Here is a 19,787-nt window from a genome sequence, read left to right on the forward strand (position 1 = left end):
TCTGCAACAATCCTTTTTATTCACGATACAGGAAGCCCGCAAAGCATGGTTCCCATTGTTATTTTTCCGAAGAATTCTCCGGAAGCATGCTCATATCAAACAAATCCACCACATCCGCTCCGAACACATCGTGCATATAGGAATAGATTTCCTGATTCTGCTGCTCCATCTCCTGTCTGCGGATCAGATTCTTTTTTAAGTCAATCCTGACCTGCGTCACCCAGTCCGTAATCTCCTGAATAGCCCCTTGGTTTTCCTTCATGGTCCTATAACAGCATTCCATGGTAAAGAGCATCAGTTGAAAATTGACTCGGTCAATCTCCCCGGGCAATTCAAGCATCTCGTCCTGATATTTTTCCAGCTTTTCATTGCACTCTGCAATCAGGCGCTTGTTGTCCTCTATTTTCTGCTCCAGGGCGGCATTTTGGCTTTGCTCTGCCTCATTGACCATAGGCACAATCTCGCTCATCAGCTTCTTTTTCAGCTTCCTGATTTCCTTGGACTCTGTATTGAGCTTTCCCTGTCTGCGCAAAAGCTCATTGAGGTGTTCTGTCAGCTCTCCTGCAGCTGTCCTGCCCGTCTCGTCCAGCAGCCGGTACCATTTATTGTCCAGCGTCAATATTGGAATTTTTTTCCCTTGAAGGGCCCCTGAAAAAATTTCCTTTTTATCCTCGCTCCCCATAGCTTCCTCCTGCTATGCTTTATCCTTTTCCCGCTTATAACAGCCGATATTATAGGATAGCTTCATCAAGCTGTCGGAGAGATGCACGTTTTCCACCTGAATCCCTTCCGGCACATTCAAATCCACATGAGCAAAATTCCAGATTGCCCGGATTCCATTTGCCACAAGCCTCTCCGCCACTTCCTCCGCACCCGATTTGGGAATGGTAAGCACGGCGATATCGATATCGTTCTCCTTTACAAAGCGCTCCATCTCCTCCATGGGCATAACCTTTACCCCTCTGACGTCCTTGCCCACAAGCGCTGGATTTTTGTCAAACATTCCCCGGAAAATAAAGCCTCGCCGCTCAAAATTCAGGTAATTTCCCAGCGCCTGTCCTAAATTTCCCGCTCCTATTATAATAAAGTTATGCTTCTCATCCAGCCCGAGAATCTTGCCGATTTCCCTATAGAGATATTCCACATTATAACCATAGCCCTGTTGTCCAAAGCCGCCAAAATTATTAAAATCCTGCCGAATCTGGGATGCCGTCACCTTCATCAGCTCGCTTAACTCCTGGGAGGATATCCGCTCAACCCCTTCATCCTTAAGCTCTCCCAGATAACGGAAATATCTTGGCAGACGGCTGATGACAGCTTGAGAAATTTCTTTTTCTTCCAAAGATACTACCTCCAAACTATTTTATAAAATTATTATAGACGAATGTTAAAAACTTGTCAATGAATTGACAGGATTATTTCTCCAAGGTAAAATATTATGATACTATTGAGGAGGAATAAATTATGATACTCTCCTGTCAAAATATATCCAAGGCATTTGGCGAAAACAAAGTATTGGAAAATATCAGCTTCCATATAGAAGATTATGAAAAGGCCGCCATCGTAGGCATAAACGGCGCGGGCAAAACTACGCTTCTGCGCATTATCGTGGGTGAGCTTAAACCCGACCAGGGTGGCGCAGTGCTCTCTAAGGACAAGACGCTGGGGTATCTTGCCCAAAACAGCGAGCCGGATACCTCCCGTTCTATTTATGAGGAGCTTTTGTCTGTGAAGCAGGAGCTCATCGATCTGGAGGAGCGCATGCGGGAATGTGAGGAAAGCATGAAGTCTGCGGACGATGGCCGGCTGGAGGAGCTGATGCGGGAGTACTCTGCTCTCACCCATGCCTTTGAAACCAAAAACGGCTATTCCTACAAAAGCGAGATTATGGGCGTGCTGAAGGGGCTTGGCTTTCAGGAAGAGGAATTTGCAAAGCCCGTCTCCACCCTCTCCGGAGGCCAGAAAACCAGAGTTGCCCTGGGGCGGCTGCTTTTACAGAAGCCGGATTTGATTATTTTGGATGAGCCCACCAACCATCTGGACATGAATTCCATTTCCTGGCTGGAAACCTATCTGATGAATTATAGGGGCGCTGTGCTGGTTGTGTCCCATGACCGTTTCTTTTTGGACCGCATTGCCCAAAAGATCATAGAAATCGACCAGACAAAGTCCACAACCTTTTTGGGCAACTACTCTGCCTATGCGGAAAAGAAGGAAAGGCTTAGGGCTGCAGCCTGGAATGCCTACATGAATCAGCAGCGGGAAATCAAGCATCAGGAGGCGGTCATCGAAAAGCTGCGCTCCTTCAACCGGGAAAAATCCATCAAACGGGCGGAAAGCCGGGAAAAGCTGCTGGATAAGATGGACGTGATCGAACGGCCCACAGAGGCAAGGGCGGACATGAAGCTTACCCTTACCCCCCGCAGGGAGAGCGGAAAGGATGTGCTTTCGGTGGAGGGCTTAAGCAAAAGCTTCGATGGACACACCCTGTTTCAGGATGTAAGCTTTGAACTGAAAAAAGGGGAGCATACAGCCATTATCGGAGATAACGGCACGGGAAAGACCACCCTGCTCAAAATACTCAACGGCCTGCTTCCTGCTGACAGCGGCTCCTTCCGTCTGGGCGCCAATGTAGAGATCGGTTACTACGATCAGGAGCATCATGTGCTGCACAGTGAAAAAACTCTTTTTGAGGAAATTTCCGACGAGTATCCTAATCTCTCCAACACAGAAATCCGCAATGTGCTGGCCGCCTTTCTCTTTACGGGGGACGATGTATTCAAGCGCATTGCAGATTTAAGCGGCGGAGAACGGGGACGGGTATCTCTGGCAAAGCTGATGCTTTCCAACGCCAATTTCCTGATTCTGGATGAGCCTACCAATCATCTGGATATCATGTCAAAGGAGATTTTGGAAGACGCCTTAAACCAGTATCAGGGCACAGTCCTCTACGTCTCCCACGACCGCTATTTTATCAACAAGACCGCCCACCGCATTTTAGAGCTCACGGCCTGTCGGTTTGTCAATTACATTGGAAATTATGATTATTATCTGGAAAAAAGAGATACCGTCAGGGCTTCCTTTGCTCCCGCTGACGTTTCTGCCCCCTCTTTGGCCCCTTCCTCTTCCGAAGCAAAGCAGGACTGGAAAGCCCAAAAGGAGGAGCAGGCCCGGATTCGGAAAAAGGAAAACGATTTAAAAAAATGTGAGGAAAAAATTGCCGCACTGGAAGAGCAGCTTGGGCGGCTGCGCGCACAGCTTTCCGACCCTTCCCTGGGCACCCAGGCCGCAAAGCTTATGGAGCTTACGAAGGAACAGGAACAGGTGGATGCACAGCTGGAAGCCTTATATGAAGAATGGGAAATCCTGGCAAGATAAGCCGGGATTTCCCATTCTTTTTCTGAAAAATCTGCAATATTTCCTTAATGTTTTCCTACAGAAGAGTCTCCAGCGTTTCACGTATCGCCTGAATAAATTCCAGGGAGTTTAAAATCACAGGATTTTCACAGGTGGAAATCAGAGAAAGGCTCTTGGTCATCTTTCCATCCTCCACCGTCTTTATGCAGGCCTTCTCCAGCTTGTCCGCAAACGCGCAAAGCGCCTCATTGCCGTCCAGCTCCCCTCTCTTTTTCAGAGCGCCGGTCCATGCAAAGATGGTAGCGATGGAATTGGTGGAGGTCTCTTCTCCCTTCAGATGCTTATAATAATGGCGCTGTACGGTGCCGTGAGCCGCTTCGTACTCATAGGCTCCACTTGGAGAAACCAGCACGGAGGTCATCATAGACAAATCTCCGTAAGCGGTTGCCACCATATCCGACATCACATCTCCGTCATAATTCTTGCAGGCCCAGATAAATCCTCCCTCGGAGCGGATCACCCGCGCCACCGCATCATCGATCAGGGTATAAAAATAAGTAATCCCCTGTTTTTCAAATTTTTCCTTGTACTCTGTATCATAAATTTCCTGGAAGATATCCTTAAAGGTGTGGTCATATTTCTTGGAAATCGTGTCCTTTGTGGCAAACCACAGATCCTGCTTGGTATCCAGCGCATACCCGAAGCATGCTCTTGCAAAGCTGGAAATGGACTTTTCCGTATTATGGATGCCCTGAAGAATTCCAGGTCCCTCAAAATTGTGAATCAGCTCTCTTACTTCCGTGCCGTCTGCCGCCGTGTAAACAAGCTCCGCCCTGCCCGGTCCCGGCACCTTGATCTCTGTGTTTTTATACACATCGCCGTAGGCATGACGGGCAATGGTGATGGGCTTTGTCCAGTTTTTCACATAAGGCACAATCCCCTTTATCAGGATGGGTGCGCGAAATACGGTACCGTCAAGAATGGCGCGGATAGTGCCATTTGGGCTCTTCCACATTTCCTTCAGATGATATTCCTGCATCCGGGCGCCGTTTGGCGTAATGGTTGCGCACTTTACGGCCACACCGTACTTTAAGGTTGCCTTTGCGGAATCCACCGTCACCTGGTCGTCGGTCTCATTCCTGTGCTCCAGGCCCAGATCATAATACTCTGTCTTCAGGTCAATGTAGGGAAGCAAAAGCTCATCCTTGATCATCTTCCAGAGAATTCTGGTCATTTCGTCTCCATCCATTTCCACAAGAGGCGTTGTCATCTTAATTTTTTCCATTTGCTTCGGTCTCCTTTTCTTGTTTCCCGTAGGCTTCATTCAGCCCGTTTTTTACCATATTTTCATAGGCATTTATCATATGGCGGTTTGCAAGCTGCTCTGCCAGCCCGGCGTTTCCCGCCTTGATTGCCTCTAAAAGCTCTTCATGCTCATCATTGGACTTAGGCCCTCTGTCTGCGCTGGAAAGGGTTTTTCTGCGCACCCGCAGCACATACTGGTGAAAATCCTTCAGCTGATGCTCCAGTATCTTACTGCTGCAGGCCTCATATAAAATGTCATGGAAGCGGTTATCCAGCTCCGCCAGCTGCTCCAAATGTCCTTTTTCTGCGTGAAACCGGGCCAGATAAACGTTCTCCTCCAGCTCCTCAAGCTGCTCCTTTGTAATGTGCTCCGTGGCCCATCTGGCACACAGGCCTTCCAAAAGCGAACGGATCATATAAATATCCTTCACATCCTTTTGGGTGATGCCCGTCACATAGGCTCCCTTGTTGGGAATAATCTGAATCAGGCCTTCCAGCTCCAGCTGCCTGAAAGCCTCCCTCACAGGTGTTCTGCTGACTCCCAGCTCTTCGCCTATGGCAACCTCCCGAAGTTCTTCATGCTCCTCATATTTTCCGTTGAGAATATCTTCCCTGAGCCGGTGAAATACCCGGCCCCGCAGGGAGTACTTGTCCGTTACCTCCTGCTTCACATCATACTTGCTCACTTTTCATGCCTTTCCGATAAGCCTTGCTTTGGGCTTATTCACCAATGGTTATGTTTTTCTCCAGACATATACGGTTTAAACAGGCTACGATCTCCTCGTCCGTAAGCACGGTCACCCGTCCTCCCGCATATTCCTCGTCCACCCATTTCTTGATCTCTTTTACCAGCTCACTGGTTTTATCCACCTGCTTGTCTCCTTTAAGCTTGTAATAAGTGTTGATCCAGTGGGCTATGCCTGCCAGTCCCGAGGTGTTGGAGACGGCGCACAGCACCGGGCGGTTCAAAAACTTCTCTGTGTCAAAAATATTGTAAATCTCTTCATTTTTCAACAATCCGTCCGCATGTATCCCCGCTCTGGTCACATTGAAATTCTTGCCCACAAAAGGAGTTCTGGGCGGAATCTGATATCCGATTTCCTTTTCATAGTATTCTGCCAGCTCGGTGATTACAGTGGTATTCATGCCGTTTAAATCTCCCTTCAGCTGGGCGTACTCAAACACCATGGCCTCCAGAGGGGTGTTCCCCGTCCTTTCACCAATGCCAAACAGCGACGTATTCACGCCCGAGCAGCCATACAGCCACGCCGTGGTGGAATTGGTCACCGCCTTATAGAAATCATTATGACCATGCCATTCGATCAGCTCATGAGGCACACCCGCATGGGTATGGATGGCGTAAATAATTCCCTGTACGCTTCTGGGAATCACCGCACCAGGAAAATTCACGCCATATCCCATGGTATCACAGGCCCGTATTTTAATGGGAATCTGGTACTCCTTCATCAGCTTCATCAGCTCCAGGCAAAAAGGCACCACATAGCCGTAAATATCCGCTCTTGTAATATCCTCCAAATGACACCGGGGGCTGATTCCCTCCTCTAAGCACTCTCTGATCACACTCAGATAATGCTCCATAGCCTGGCGCCTGGTCATCTTCAGCTTTAAAAAAATATGATAGTCAGAGCAGCTTACCAGGATACCCGTCTCCTTCATGCCGATCTCTTTTACCAGCTTAAAGTCCTCTCTATTTGCACGTATCCAGCTTGTGACCTCCGGATACCGGTAGCCTCTCTCCATACATTGATAAACCGCATCCCTGTCCTTTTTGCTGTACAGGAAAAATTCACTGGCTCTTATCATTCCGTTGGGTCCGCCCAGCTCATGCAGATAATCAAAAATCTTTACAATCTGCTCCGTGGTATAAGGCGCTCTGGACTGCTGTCCATCCCGAAAGGTGGTATCCGTAATCCAGATTTCCTTAGGCATATTGTGGGGAACGATCCTGTCGTTAAAAGGAATCTTTGGAACCTCGGAATAAGGAAACATATTACGGAACACATTAGGCTTATCCACATCGTCTAATATGTACATATGCTCCTCAATCTGCAGCAGATTATTCTTCTGGTTCATGGTGACAGGACGATCTTGAAATGTGTCATTCTCTCTCATAGGGCACTCCCATCTGCCTGTGCTCAGGCGTTCATTTGTGTGCGGATGCACATGCACGCTTTGTATTTATCAGCTTGCCTCGTATAATTGTATACAATCATACCAGGTGTGTCAATAGCTTTTTAGCAATCTTTTCACATGAACCATGCCCCATCCCTGCTTATTCCAGGGCTCCCCCAGGTCGGTGGCTGTCATGGTCAGCTTCTGCTTCAGCTCCTCATTGGTCAGTTCAGGAAACTTCTGCAGCGCAAGGGCTGCCGCCCCGGCCACAATAGGAGTGGCCATGGAGGTTCCGCTTTTTGCGATATAAGCGTTTTTTATTTTTCCATGAACGCTCTGATACCCCATATTACAGGATATGATATCCGTACCGGGTGCCACCAGGTCCGGTTTTCTGATGGAATCGGCCAGATTTCCCCTTCCCGAATAGGTTTCACATCTCTTGGGATTGTCCCGGCAGTAAATCCCGTCATGGCATCCTACCGTAATCATCCGCCTGCTTCCCCCTACGGAAGAAATACTGCCGTTTCCGGGGCCCTTATTCCCCGCCGCACAAATCACTGCTATTCCGCTGTCCCAGACAGCCTCCAGCCGTTCTCTCAGAGCCCTTTCCTTTTTCTCCTCGTCCAGATTTCCAATACCTACCGATATATTTAAAATTCTGATATCATATTTCTCCCGGACGGTCATGATCCACTTTAATCCCTCCAGCATGCTCTCAGTGGTTCCATCTCCCTTTTTGTCTAAAACCTTTCCCACCACAAGTCTGGCCTCCGGAGCGATTCCCCGGTAGCGTCCCTCTGACAGAATGCCGCTCCCGCAGATAATTCCACACACATGAGTACCATGCCCGTTATCGTCATACATTACATTTTTGTGCCCTACAAAATCCCGAAAGCATAACAATTTCCCAAAAAGATCAGGATGCCTTGCGATCCCCGTATCCAGCACCGCTACCGTCACCGGCCTCTCCGGCAATTCCTCCAGCGGCTGCGCCCCAATCTGTTCTCTTACACGCTGCATAATAATGATTGCTCCGGCATATACTTTATCCTATCTTATGCCGGAGCAATGGTTTCGTTACGTTTCTTCTCTTTTCCTTCTGACAAATAAAAGTATGGCTCCTGTAATCAAAAGCGCTCCTCCCACCAGAAAACGAGCAAACGCCAAGGCGCTGTCACTGCCTGCTTCAGGTCCGCTCATGCTGGTGCTTTGAACAGTCTCCTCTAATATCTCACTGTCGTCAAGGGCTTCCCCCGTGCCGCAGATTCCGAAGGAGGAAATCTGATTCACAGAAAACCGGATGCACTCCACATCCCCGGAAAGAATTCGCTGGGAGGAAATCTGCTCCAGCTGTCCGTTTCGGTCTACAGTATACACCTGGGCCTGCTCACCCTTCAGGGAATCAGGAACCGGCAGCGTCACCGTAAGCTGCCTTGTTCCAAGCTTCGTCAAAGGGATTCCACTGTTATCGCTCAGTATAAGCTCCAAAACCAGCGTATTTTCCGGAAGCGCTGTCCCAAGGCTCCTCTGGAAAGCAGCTTCCAAAACAGCTCTGTCCCCCTGTGGATTTACAGACAGGGTATAAGCCCGCGCCGCTCCCTCCAGGGAAGCTGTGGCTCCTTCATATCCGGTCACTGCAACGCCCGGCTCTCCCGTTTCCTCCGGATAGTTCCGATAGGCTTCATTGGATAGTCTCTGGGCAGAAGTCTCATAAGTAGTTTCCGGCATTTGAGCTCCTTCACTGCTCACAGCTGCCTCCTCATCAAAGGCCTTGGTTCCCAGTCTCTCCACAGAGGCCGGAAGAGAAACGCTCTCAAGAGCACAGCCGAAAAAGGCTCTATCCTTAATCTCCACCAAGGTATCCTGCTGTCCGAACACAATCTCGGAAAGTCCGCTGCAGCCCTCAAAAGCGCCTTCCCCGATAGAGGAAAGGGTATCCGGAAGGGTCACACTGGTGATCTCACTGTGATCCTTAAGGGCTTCTCCTGCAATGATTCTGACGCCTTGCGGAATTTCCACCTGGGAGGCATTCCCCCTGTATGCAACCAGCACACCGCCGCTGATCAAGAAATCTTCCTGTCCGTTTTCCAAAAAATTTTCCACCCAGGCTGTATGGTCAAAGGCCTTAGGTTCCACCAGCATAACGGTTTCCGGCAGTTCTACCGAAGAAAGCTGGTCACAGTGGTAAAAGGCCCCATAGCAGATTCTCTCCACTCCCTCCGGAAGAACCGCCTGTGTCACGCTGCTTCTGGCAAAGGCAAACTGTCCAATCTCCTCTATGCCCTCGGGCAGCGTCAGGTTCTCCAAAGTCTCATTTCTGTAATACGCCTGATCCGCCACGATTCTTTGATCTACAATCGTATACTTGGCCAGCCGTTCCCCGGCTTCCCCAGCTTCTGCGGAATTTACTGCTGCACCGGCATCCGCTGCTCCTGCGTCGTTTCCTGTGTCTGAGCCATCCGCTCCTGCCTGCCCACTTCCTCCCTGGCTTCCGTCAAAGACGGTAGGACTTGTGTTATCTATAAAAAAAACCGCCTGATTTCCTACAATTTTAGTGCTCCCCAGAAGGGTTTCCGTACCCGAGCCGTCCTGAGAGGGAGTCTCCTCTGTCTGATCGTCCTGTGTACCCGATTCCCCGGAAGCATCTGCAGTACCGTCAACAGCTTCTCCTGAGCCATCCCCGGAAGCATCGTCCTCATACTGGTAATCAGGCACATCCTCGTATTCCGGCATTTCACTCTGCCTTACGTAAAACTCCTGCGCAAACTGATCCGCCACACTCCCCGCATCACAATGTATGGTCAGCTGATAACAGCCGTCAAAGGCTGTCTCATGGATATTCGTCACCTGATCCGGAATCGTGATATCGGTGAGATTTACGCAGTCTGCAAAGGCCTGAATTCCTATGCTTCTCACATTAGAGGGAATGGTCATCTGTTCAAGTCCCCTGCACTCCGTAAAAGCATAATCACCTATTTCCGTAAGACCTCTTCCCAAAACCACCGTGTCCAGATTATCACAGCCCCAAAAGGCGTAAGGTTCAATCCGCCTTACGGAATTGGGAAGCACTACCAATTCAATATTGGTATCTCCCTCAAAGGCGCTTTCCCCAATAACCTCCACAGTATCCGGCACAGACACATTGGTCTCTGTTCCCCGGTACTTTACCAGTGTACTTCCCTCTATCCTAAAATCGGAGGCAGATGTTGCCGCATCTGCCTCCGTTACAGGAAGCTGCATAATGATGAGCGCAGTGATCATAAGCAGAATCCCGCTCATTTTTTTCTTACTCTTATGAAGCTCCATTTTTCTCATACATCTTCCCACTTCTTTCCGTTTACCGCTCTTCACGCTAAGCTCTTGCTTTTCTCAGCACCTTTTTGTCCCTCTTCATAAACAATACAAAGGACAAACATGCAAGACCCACGGACAAAAACCACTTGGGATGAATGCCGTCTCCGGTCTGGGGCGTATTGTCCGCCACGGTTCCCGCAGTCAGATCCTCCGTATCCACATAAATCACATAGGGTGAAAAATGCTCTGCCGTAAATGTGATACAGGACACACCGGATATTGTGGTAAATCTCGGCGTCAGCTTATCTAATCTGTCATTTACCACCCCTGCTATCATGTTATTTCCTGCGTAAGTAATCAGGGAATCCGGCAAGGGCAGCGTTATGGTGATGGACAAGCCTGTAGTGTCTGTAATCTTCTTCGTACCCGTAGAATCATAAAGGCTGATATCCATAGGGAAATATTTTATGTTTGTCAAATCGCCGTATTCCGTCATCAGGGCTCTTACGGCCGCTTCCGTAGCCTGCGCACTCTCCGTAATCTTAATCACAAAATCATCGGAGGAGCCGTTTACTGTGGCGGACACTACGCCTGTGTTGGACAGTCCGTTTTTATCAATGACAACGGTGGTGCCTCCATTGGATACGGTCCCCGTGGTATTATTTGGTCTGTTAGAAGAGCTGGAGCCCGCCGAATTACCGCTTCCCGTAGTAGCTGTGCCCGAGCCTGCTTTTCTGTAATTTGCCGTTACAGTCACATTTTTTTCAGGCATGGTAATTACAGTAGCGCTTACAGCCGTGCTGGCTATGGTCACATCTGAAGGCTCCACAGTCCAGCTGCTGAATTCCTGTCCGGATGCCGGATCGTTGGCAATGATAATAGGCTGGGAGCCTGCCACATAGCTTCCGGACCCGCTGCCGTTGCGCACGGTCAGGGTATAGTATACTGCATTTCCATTGTTATTGTTTCCATTATTATTGCCGTTTCCGCTCCCGCCGGTGCCGTCATTTCTTTCATACTGGGCATATACGTCCGTATCCTTCTGGATATTCGTTATGCCCGGCATCCAGCCCGTGAAGGTATAGCCTTCCCGCACCGGATTCTGGGGAGGAATCGCGCTGCCGCCTGCCGCCACTGTCTGGGTGTAAAGCAGCGTTCCATTCCAATCATAGAAATTTACAACATACTCTGTCTCGCCCAAAGGAGTGTACTGGGCATAGGTTTTGGTATTCTCCGTAATATTGTTTATGGCGGGACGCCATCCGGTAAAGGAGTATCCTGACACTGCCATCTCCGCCGCGCTGGGGGCAAGAGAGGTTGCATCGCTTCCTGCGTCTACCAAAACACTCTCAATCAGCTGATTATTGATATCATAAAACTCAACCGTCAGCTTCTCCGCATTGGGATCTATCACCTCATACTGAGCCCAGATATCCGTGGGCGCCTGAATATTACGCCCATCCTCGCTCCATCCGATAAAGCGGTAGCCCTCCTGAATCAGCTGCGGATAATCGTCCGTGGTAGGCAGCGCCACATCGTCTCCTGCAACCACATCCTCCTGATGGATGACCTCTCCCCTTCCGGTGGCATAATTGGTCATCCAGAAGATTACGGTAAATACCTCCTGCCCGCTATAAGGCTGGTGGTCAATTCCTTTTTCATCGGCAAAAATAGCAGCTACGCTGTCATCCGGACAGTAGAGCGTCAGGTTGGATGAAATATTCTCTCCTCGCTCATCCCCGAAGGCCGTATTGTCGATGTAGCTCACCGACCCGGGAATATAAACCGCCTGCACTCCGCTGTTTAAAAAGGCATGCTCCGCAATGCTCTGCACTGTAGCGGGAAGCGTTACCGAATACAGGCTGCTTGTTTCCGCAAATGCGTAAGGAGGAACCCTTGTAATCCTGCTGTCATTGAAATCTATGCTGGTCACATTGGCAGCATCCATAAATGCTTCGTCGGCCACAGAGGTGACTCCTGCAAGCTCTACGGCATCCACCTTTCCGTTATAGCTGCCGTTTACCCTGCCGTTGCCTCTGGATTCCAGACATTGCACAATGCTGGTTTTAGCTCCGTCCGTAAGCCCGTAGATAATAGACCTTTCACAGGTAAAGTTAGGGCTTCCCTGAAAATCCACATCAATCAGCTGGGAACAGCCTCTAAAGGGCCTGAGCCCCATCTCGCTCACCGTGGGAGAAATCTGCACTGAGCTTAAATAAGTACAGCCGTCAAATGCGTAATCTCCAATTCTTGCAGTATCTCCGAGAATGCTGACACTGGTTAAGTTGACGCATCCCTCAAACATCTGGGCAGGTATCTGTGCCAGTCCCTCCGTGGTAATGGATTTCTGCAAAGGCATCTGTTCCGCTGTCATATTATTCCAGTCCAGGCTCTGCCAATGCTGCTCCTTGGCCCACGTAAAGTCCTCTTCCTCCTTGTCTTTGAACAATTCGTCCTTCACAGACTCCACGCCGTTTGGAATTGACAGGTTCAGCACCGCATTCAAAATCGCCTGCTCATCCTGGGTAATGGCCTCGCTTTCTATGCCTGGATCCAAAGTATAACCAGTGCCGCCATTGTCCCGGATGTATTTGTTCACAGCGTTTTTCGCAGTCTGAGCCAGCTCCGCTGTGGCATAAGGGAAGGAATCCGCCGTGTAGGAATTTAAATCACTCATGGTGGGATAATCTATCAATTCATTACTGTCGGTTGAAGGATTATACTGTACCACCAGATTAGTGGGCCAGCCGCTGTAATATTCTATGTAGGTTACCGGCTGGGTTCCCTTATTAATGTTAGAACCGGGATCCATGGCATATTGAAAAGGCACACTGTCCGGCGAAATAGTTCCCGTAAAGGTCAGTCTCGGCGTCTGGCTCAGGGCTCCTTCCAATCCTGGCAGAACGTCCTGGGTCTGAAAGGCATTGCTGCCAATTGTGGTGATATTAATGGGCTCCTCAAAAATAACGTCTTTCAGATTATAACAGCCCTTAAAAGCGTCCGCCCCGATTACCGTAATGGACGAAGGGATGGTAATTGACTCCAAATCCGCATTATTCTGGAAGCTGGAAGAATAAATCTCTGTAATCTGGTAAGGCCCGATCGTACCCGGAATGGGAATATCCTTCATGCCGTCGATCACACATTGGATCAGCTGGTTGGAGGAATTTACCTGGAACAAGGCCTCTCCACCCGCTCCATCGGTGAGAATAATCTCGTAAATATCCTGTCCATAATATTTAAAAGCGAAACCATTGGTACGGCAAAGATTATGGGTATCTCCTTCCGCTATGCTCTCAAAATAAAAGGATTCCGGAACGGTATTCTTAAAATCCTCCATGGTAAAGGTCAGATTGTGGCTGTCTGTTCCTCCGCCATCCGGAGAAAAGGTCAAATTAGCGCTGCTGCTGGGGAAGGTAATGTATTCCAGGCTGGTGCAGCCCTCAAAAATCGACGCCGGCAGGTCAGCAGTCCAGTTTTCATGAAAGGCCACGCCTGTCAGCGAGCTGCATCTCCTGAACACGCCTCTCCCAATCTGCTGAAGCACCACATTCTGAAGCTCTCCCTCATAGCCGTCCAGGTCTATGGTTTCAAGAGCTGTACAGCCTGCAAAGGCGTAATCTCCTACCCGCAGCACATTAATGGGCATATTAAAGGAGGTCAGACCGGTGCAATTATAAAACGCATGGTCTCCAATGGTCTGAATATTGGAGTTTGGCTGCAGATTAATATTCTTTATGTTGACGCAGTTTTCAAAGGCCCCATTGCCGATGGTAGTCAGGCCGTTCCCCAATGTGATGGACTGCATTGCCGTACAGTTATAGAACGCATAATTCCCGATTCCCTGAAGGTTTTCCCCCACGACCAGATGAATAATACTTCCGTTTCCGGAAAAAACGCCGTTCTTGGCGGTGCTTGTAACATCCTCCACAGTCCAGTCCTGGTTATTGCCGCTTACAGCCGACTGCACAACCCTCTGATTGCCGATATAGGCCACCGTGATCTGGGACAGCCTCCACTGGCTGGGATCGATCGTCTGACTGAAGGCGGAAGAATCCGTATCAAGTCCTCCAGGATTGGTCTTAATGTAAAGACTGGAGGACGCAATGCTGCCCCAGTCATTGTAGGTATCGTAATAGCACACATAGAAGTGGTCCGTCCGGCTCACTTCCAATCCATCCGGTCCATATTGAATATCCGGCTTGTTATAATACAGAAACTCTCCGTCGCCGTTTACTGCGGCATAGCCTCTGTAGGTACCGTTGGTATCCGTGAATTTATCATACACGTCCACTGTGTCGGGTATGGTAAGCGTATTTCCCTGCAGGCTTCCCACCTGCGAATAGCCTACGATTACGGCAACCTTCTCAATGGAGCCGCCCGGAACATTCACATAAGCAAACTGGAACCGCCCATCCCCTGTGGTATATATCTTATCGCCTGATCTAACCGTAGGAATATTGCTGCCGTCATCTGTTACAATCGCCGGCAGAACCGGATCGCCGTTCTCGTCATACGCCTGCAGATTTTCCACCGGTATGGCGGCTACTATCAGCGCCGAAATCAGAAATAACGTCCCCAGTGTCTTCCTGACCGCCTTTTTTAATCTCCTGGTCTTCTTTTTCACCTTCATCACTTTTGTCTACTCCTTTGCTAACCTTCCTCACTGACTTTTTTTGGCTACGACCACAAACCTTCCATCTGTCTCCTGATAATCGCAGGTGGAAAGAGTTAACAGCCTGTCGCCATATTGAGCAGTGACGCCGGTATCGTACAGCGACATCGCGGCCATCTCCTGCATATTGGAATTAAATTCCTGTTCGCTCAGCGCGTCTATAAACTGATAATACTTAAATACAATTTCTTCTTCGCTGTATACCCTGGATCTGAAAACATACATGACCTCCCAGACTCCTTTTTCATAAATGGTATCAAACTGAATGTACCGATGTTCTTTAAAGTATTCCTCGCTGCTGTACAGGTCAAGATCCCCAAACATCTGCCCATTTTTCATATGATGTCCGTATATAATCAGATTCGTGCTTGGCTTCAGCACGTCGCAGTCCTTGTCCATAAAAATAGAACCGTTTTTATCATATTCCTGGTTGAGGTTGTGATCCAGATAATATTCATTGTCCGAGGTCTGCATTACAGGGTAATCTATATTTGTATCGTCAATTTTTATCCATCCGATTAGCTTTTTATTTTTATTTAATAAATTTTTATATTCGTCCAGCACTTCCCGGGCTTGTGTTTCCCCGTCCAGCGTATAATGAATTACAGGAGATTCATCAGCGGACGCAGGCGCCGGCTTCTCCTTCAGTGCGCTCAGCTCGCTGTAGGCGGCTCTTGTTCTGTAATCATAATAAGAATACAGGCAGAAATAACCAATACAGCCCGCTGCCACTGCAAGACAGCCCACAATCATAAGTCTTCTGCGCTTTTCTCGCTTCTTCAGCTCTTCTCGGACAAACGCCTCCAGCTTCTGGTCATTCTTTTTCGTGCTCTTTTTCGTTCCTGCTCTTTTCCTGCTCTCCTTTCCTCTCCCCTTTCCTTTTTCAGAGCCGGCATTTTTTCTTTGTCCGCCTCCTTTGGCAGTCTTCTTCCGGAGAAGCTCCTCCACCTCATCCGCAAAATCCTGTCCCAAAAGCGTAAAAAAATTATATTTCCCATTCTTTATATCAGAATAAAGCTGTTCCAGCTTTTTTTTGTCATATCCGGCCGCTTCTGCGCGCAGACGCTCTATCAGCTCTCTGTCGTGGACAGCCCGCCGGTAATCTGTCTCCGTGCGGAACTGTCTGCCTTCCACAATATATGTTTTTTGTGTCATAATCTGTCCCTATATGTTCTTACTCCCTGTCTTTCTTCTCCCCATTTATATTTTACTATATGTTGAAATTAATGCAATACCCTAATCTGCGCACATTTTCCAAAACACCCAAAAACCGCAGAAACATTGACATGCCGTAGCGCATAGAATAAACCATAAATAAAACCTGGAGGAAAAAAATGAGTGATTTGACTGCTACAAACTGTGGCTGCGCAAGCAATTCCTGCGGCTGCGGAAATAACGGTTTCGGAAACTGTATCTGGATTATTCTTCTGTTGTTCTGCTGCGGCGGCAACGGCTGTGGCAATGGCTGCGGCAACGGCATCCTTGGAAGCGGAAACAATGACTGCTGCGAATGGCTGATCTGGATTCTGCTTCTGTCCTGCTTCTGCGGCAACAACAACGGCTGCGGCAACAGCTGCGGCTGTGGCTGCTGATTCTGCTGCGGCACAAAGCTTATGCGGCTGCCATTTTTCCAAAAATAGGCTCCTTCGGGGGCCTATTTTTCAATGAGGCCTCATAGGATATAAAAATACCATTAAGGAGGCAGCTATGGACGAAAGGGGACAGGATAAGGTCGTTGCATTTGACACGCTGTTTACCACAAATCATATCCAAATGCTTAAGGTTCTGCTGACCTATCTGGATCCCGCCGCGCAAAAAAGCATTGCGGTTTATATAAAATGGATGGAACTGCAGTATACCCTTTCCTTTTTTCGAAGATATCCCGGCGCATCCATAAGGGGGCTTCCAAAAGAGGAGAGCTTTGACGCTGCCAGGCTCTGCGACGAAATGCTTCCCTACTGCGCCCCAAGAGAAAAGGAACAGCTGCAGAGCATGAAAAATATGCTTCAAAATCTTTCCAATGCGCAGGAAATGATGGAAATGATGCAGATGATGAAAGAGCTCTTCCCAGAGGGGGAAAATCCCTTTCAGGGAGATGCCGCCGACATTCTTTCCGGATTGTCGGGAATGTTTCAAAATAAATGATCCGAGGAGGAAAATAAATGGATGAAAAGGCAAAGCCCGCCTGGATGCAGGACGAACTTGTAAAGGACATCCCTCCAGGCAAGCTGGATTTTCTGGGCAGAATGTTCGCAGAGGGACACGGAAAAAGCCAAAAGGAAATGATGGCAATGCTCCTGCCCATGATGAAAAAGGCAAAGCAGGAAAAGCTGACTTTCACACAGCAGGAAATGACTGCGGCTATTGCAGCCATCAAAAAACACAGCTCCCCAGAAGAGCTGAAGCAGATCAACAAAATATTGGAAAAAAGCAAGGGAGGGGCTTAAGTGCCCTCCCTTGCTGCTATTTTACTACAATATTCACAATTCTTCCCGGAACATAAATTTCCTTCACCACAGTGCCTGTAAGCCTGTCGCCCAAAGCCTCTTTCGCCTTTTCGATCACAGCTTCCTTTGCTTCCTCTCTGGGGATTGTAATGGTTGTACGCATTTTGCCGTTCACCTGTACCCCCACCTCTATGGTGCTCTCCACCGTTTTAGACTCGTCATATGACGGCCAGACAGTTTGATAGATTCTTCCCTCATATCCCGCCGTCTGCCAAAGCTCCTCCGTGATGTGGGGCGCCACCGGATTTAGCAGCGTCAAAAGCGTTTTATACTCTCCTCTTGTCACCGCATTCCTCTTATACATGTCATTGATCAACGACATCATAGCCGCAATAGCGGTATTGTATTTTAAGCTTTCAAAATCACTGCTCACCTTTTTGATGGTCTGGTGCATTTTTGTCTCAAGCTCAGGACTATAGCCGTCACCTTCTGTCAAAAGTTCCTGCAGCTTCCACACTCTTTCCAGAAATCTGCGGCAGCCCTTTACGCCGTCCTCTGACCAGATGGCGCTTAAATCAAAGGCCCCGATAAACATTTCATAGGTGCGCAGCGTATCCGCTCCATAGTCCCTCACAATATCATCCGGGTTTACCACATTACCTCTGGACTTGGACATCTTCTCCCCGTTTGAACCAAGGATCATGCCGTGGCTGGTCCGCTTCTGGTAAGGCTCCGGACAGGGAACCACCTTTTGATCATAAAGAAATCTATGCCAGAATCTGGAATAAAGCAAATGCAGTGTGGTATGTTCCATTCCTCCGTTATACCAGTCAACAGGAAGCCAGTAATCAAGCGCTTCTTTGCTGGCAAGGGCCTGATTATTGTGAGGGTCCGTATAGCGCAGATAATACCAGGAAGAGCCTGCCCACTGGGGCATAGTATCCGTTTCCCGTTTTGCCTGTCCCTTACAGCAGGGACAGGTGGTATTGACCCAGTCCGCCATAGCCGCCAAAGGAGATTCCCCGTTGTCGGTGGGCATATAGCTTTCCACCTCGGGAAGCTCTAAAGGAAGCTCGCTTTCATCCAGAGGCACATAGCCGCATTTCTCACAGTACACAATGGGAATAGGCTCCCCCCAGTAACGCTGTCTGGAAAATACCCAGTCGCGCAGCTTGTAATTGGTCTTTCTCCTGCCGATTTTCTTTTCCTCCAGGAAGGAAATCATTTTTTCCTTGGCCTCCGCCACGGAAAGTCCATCCAAAAAGCCGGAGTTTACCAGAATCCCCGAAGCCACATCTGAATAAACCGCCTCCTGTACGCTGACAGAGCTGCCGCTTACCACTTCTACGATAGGCAGATCAAATTTTTTTGCAAATTCCCAGTCTCTCTCGTCATGAGCGGGCACAGCCATAATCGCGCCGGTACCGTAGGTCATCAGCACATAATCGGATATCCACACAGGAATCTCTTTTTGATTCACAGGATTGGTGGCGCTTAGTCCCTTGATCTGCACACCGGTCTTTTCCTTGGAAAGCTCCGTCCGCTCAAAATCCGACTTTCTGGCCGCCATTTCCCTGTAAGCGGCCACCTCCTCCCAGTTTTCGATCTCATCCCGGTACTTGTCGATCAAAGGATGCTCCGGAGAGAGCACCATATAAGTGGCCCCGAAAAGCGTATCCGGCCTTGTGGTGTAAACGCGCAGCTTATCTTCTCTGCCCGTGAGCGCAAAGTCAACCTCCGCCCCCTGGGATTTGCCGATCCAGTTTTTCTGGGAAACCTTTACTCTCTCGATATAGTCCACAGTGTCCAGACCTTCAATAAGCTTTTCCGCATACTCTGTGATCTTTAACATCCACTGGCTCTTTACCTTCCTGACAACCTCAGAGCCGCAGCGCTCGCACACGCCGTTTACCACTTCCTCATTTGCAAGTCCCACCTTGCAGGAAGTACACCAGTTAATGGGCATTTCCGTCTTATAGGCAAGCCCGGCTTTAAACAGCTTCAGAAAAATCCACTGGGTCCACTTATAATAAGCCGGATCCGTGGTATTGATTTCTCTGTCCCAGTCAAAGGAATATCCAAGAGAATGCAGCTGGCCTTTAAAACGCTCCACATTATTTTTGGTGACAATCTTTGGGTGAATATGATTTTTTATGGCATAGTTTTCCGTAGGCAGGCCAAAAGCGTCCCAGCCCATGGGATACAGCACGTTATACCCCTGCATCCTTCTCTTTCGCGCCACAATGTCAAGGGCCGTGTAGGGTCTCGGGTGGCCTACATGAAGTCCCTGTCCCGAGGGATAGGGAAACTCCACCAGCGCATAATACTTCGGCTTGGAATAATCGTCCGAAGTTTTGAAGGCCTTTTCATCATCCCAGATTTTCTGCCATTTTGTTTCCACTTCTCTGTGGTTGTACGGTACTGCCATATTGGTTCCTCCTGAAAATAAGTATAAGCCCTTCCGCTGTCAAGAGACGAAAGAGCTTATACACTTTATGATCCATGACAAAATACAAAAAATTCTTCTATTTAAAACTACCGTTCATTGTATCCTGTTTTTTCATTACTGTCAA

Annotated in this window: 14 protein-coding genes; 4 read left to right on the forward strand and 10 right to left on the reverse strand. The window is 48.8% G+C overall.

All coding sequences use genetic code 11. The features are described from left to right. Window positions 1-58 precede the first annotated feature (58 nt). Together SHK35_RS07090 and SHK35_RS07095 are read right to left on the reverse strand one after the other, a co-directional pair. The gene (locus SHK35_RS07090; RefSeq protein WP_318705120.1) at window positions 59-682 is read right to left on the reverse strand and encodes a hypothetical protein; all 624 of its coding nucleotides are present in this window, start codon (window positions 680-682) and stop codon (window positions 59-61) included. 12 nt (window positions 683-694) lie between these two features. Further along, window positions 695-1,342 carry a redox-sensing transcriptional repressor Rex gene (locus SHK35_RS07095; RefSeq protein WP_318709230.1) on the reverse strand — a complete coding sequence of 216 codons (648 nt, stop codon included), beginning with the start codon at window positions 1,340-1,342 and terminating at the stop codon, window positions 695-697. Window positions 1,343-1,464: 122 nt separating this feature from the next. Between SHK35_RS07095 and SHK35_RS07100 the strand changes: the two genes are divergently transcribed. Further along, the gene (locus SHK35_RS07100; protein ID WP_318705122.1) at window positions 1,465-3,378 is read left to right on the forward strand and encodes an ABC-F family ATP-binding cassette domain-containing protein; all 1,914 of its coding nucleotides are present in this window, start codon (window positions 1,465-1,467) and stop codon (window positions 3,376-3,378) included. A gap of 55 nt (window positions 3,379-3,433) precedes the next feature. Here SHK35_RS07100 and SHK35_RS07105 read toward each other — a convergent pair whose 3' ends face one another. The 7 genes from SHK35_RS07105 to srtB all read right to left on the reverse strand — a co-directional run bounded on the left by SHK35_RS07105 (window position 3,434) and on the right by srtB (window position 15,922). Beyond that, complete coding sequence (locus SHK35_RS07105) at window positions 3,434-4,642, reverse strand: NADP-dependent isocitrate dehydrogenase (protein WP_318705123.1); 1,209 nt, start codon at window positions 4,640-4,642, stop codon at window positions 3,434-3,436. Next, window positions 4,629-5,348, reverse strand: coding sequence for a GntR family transcriptional regulator (locus tag SHK35_RS07110; RefSeq protein ID WP_318709231.1), 720 nt, complete (start codon window positions 5,346-5,348; stop codon window positions 4,629-4,631). The genes SHK35_RS07105 and SHK35_RS07110 overlap by 14 nt, the downstream gene beginning before the upstream one ends. Before the next feature lie 34 nt (window positions 5,349-5,382). Beyond that, window positions 5,383-6,795, reverse strand: coding sequence for a 2-isopropylmalate synthase (locus SHK35_RS07115; RefSeq protein ID WP_318705125.1), 1,413 nt, complete (start codon window positions 6,793-6,795; stop codon window positions 5,383-5,385). Between the two features lie 111 nt (window positions 6,796-6,906). Continuing rightward, window positions 6,907-7,818: a S8 family peptidase gene (locus SHK35_RS07120; protein ID WP_318705126.1), complete on the reverse strand. Its 912-nt coding sequence runs from the start codon at window positions 7,816-7,818 to the stop codon at window positions 6,907-6,909. A gap of 57 nt (window positions 7,819-7,875) precedes the next feature. Further along, window positions 7,876-10,113 (reverse strand): leucine-rich repeat domain-containing protein, encoded by a 2,238-nt coding sequence (locus SHK35_RS07125; RefSeq protein WP_318709232.1) that lies wholly within the window; start codon window positions 10,111-10,113, stop codon window positions 7,876-7,878. A gap of 37 nt (window positions 10,114-10,150) precedes the next feature. Beyond that, window positions 10,151-14,725, reverse strand: coding sequence for a leucine-rich repeat protein (locus SHK35_RS07130; protein WP_318709233.1), 4,575 nt, complete (start codon window positions 14,723-14,725; stop codon window positions 10,151-10,153). Window positions 14,726-14,755: 30 nt separating this feature from the next. After that, entirely contained in the window at window positions 14,756-15,922 is a 1,167-nt protein-coding gene (gene srtB / locus SHK35_RS07135) for a class B sortase (RefSeq protein ID WP_318705129.1), read from the reverse strand. 179 nt (window positions 15,923-16,101) lie between these two features. Between srtB and SHK35_RS07140 the strand changes: the two genes are divergently transcribed. The 3 genes from SHK35_RS07140 to SHK35_RS07150 all read left to right on the forward strand — a co-directional run bounded on the left by SHK35_RS07140 (window position 16,102) and on the right by SHK35_RS07150 (window position 17,214). After that, on the forward strand, window positions 16,102-16,359 hold the full coding sequence (locus SHK35_RS07140) for a chorion class high-cysteine HCB protein 13 (RefSeq protein WP_318705130.1): 258 nt from the start codon (window positions 16,102-16,104) through the stop codon (window positions 16,357-16,359). A gap of 115 nt (window positions 16,360-16,474) precedes the next feature. After that, entirely contained in the window at window positions 16,475-16,912 is a 438-nt protein-coding gene (locus SHK35_RS07145) for a hypothetical protein (protein ID WP_318705131.1), read from the forward strand. A gap of 17 nt (window positions 16,913-16,929) precedes the next feature. Next, window positions 16,930-17,214, forward strand: a complete 285-nt coding sequence (locus tag SHK35_RS07150; protein WP_318705132.1) for a hypothetical protein — start codon at window positions 16,930-16,932, stop codon at window positions 17,212-17,214. Window positions 17,215-17,230: 16 nt separating this feature from the next. On the opposite strand, the gene leuS is transcribed toward SHK35_RS07150, so the two are convergent. After that, window positions 17,231-19,642 (reverse strand): leucine--tRNA ligase, encoded by a 2,412-nt coding sequence (gene leuS, locus SHK35_RS07155; RefSeq protein WP_318705133.1) that lies wholly within the window; start codon window positions 19,640-19,642, stop codon window positions 17,231-17,233. Window positions 19,643-19,787 lie beyond the last annotated feature (145 nt).

This window comes from Candidatus Acetatifactor stercoripullorum (assembly GCF_944382095.1).
In the GTDB taxonomy this organism is placed as follows: Bacteria; Bacillota; Clostridia; order Lachnospirales; family Lachnospiraceae; genus Acetatifactor; species Acetatifactor stercoripullorum.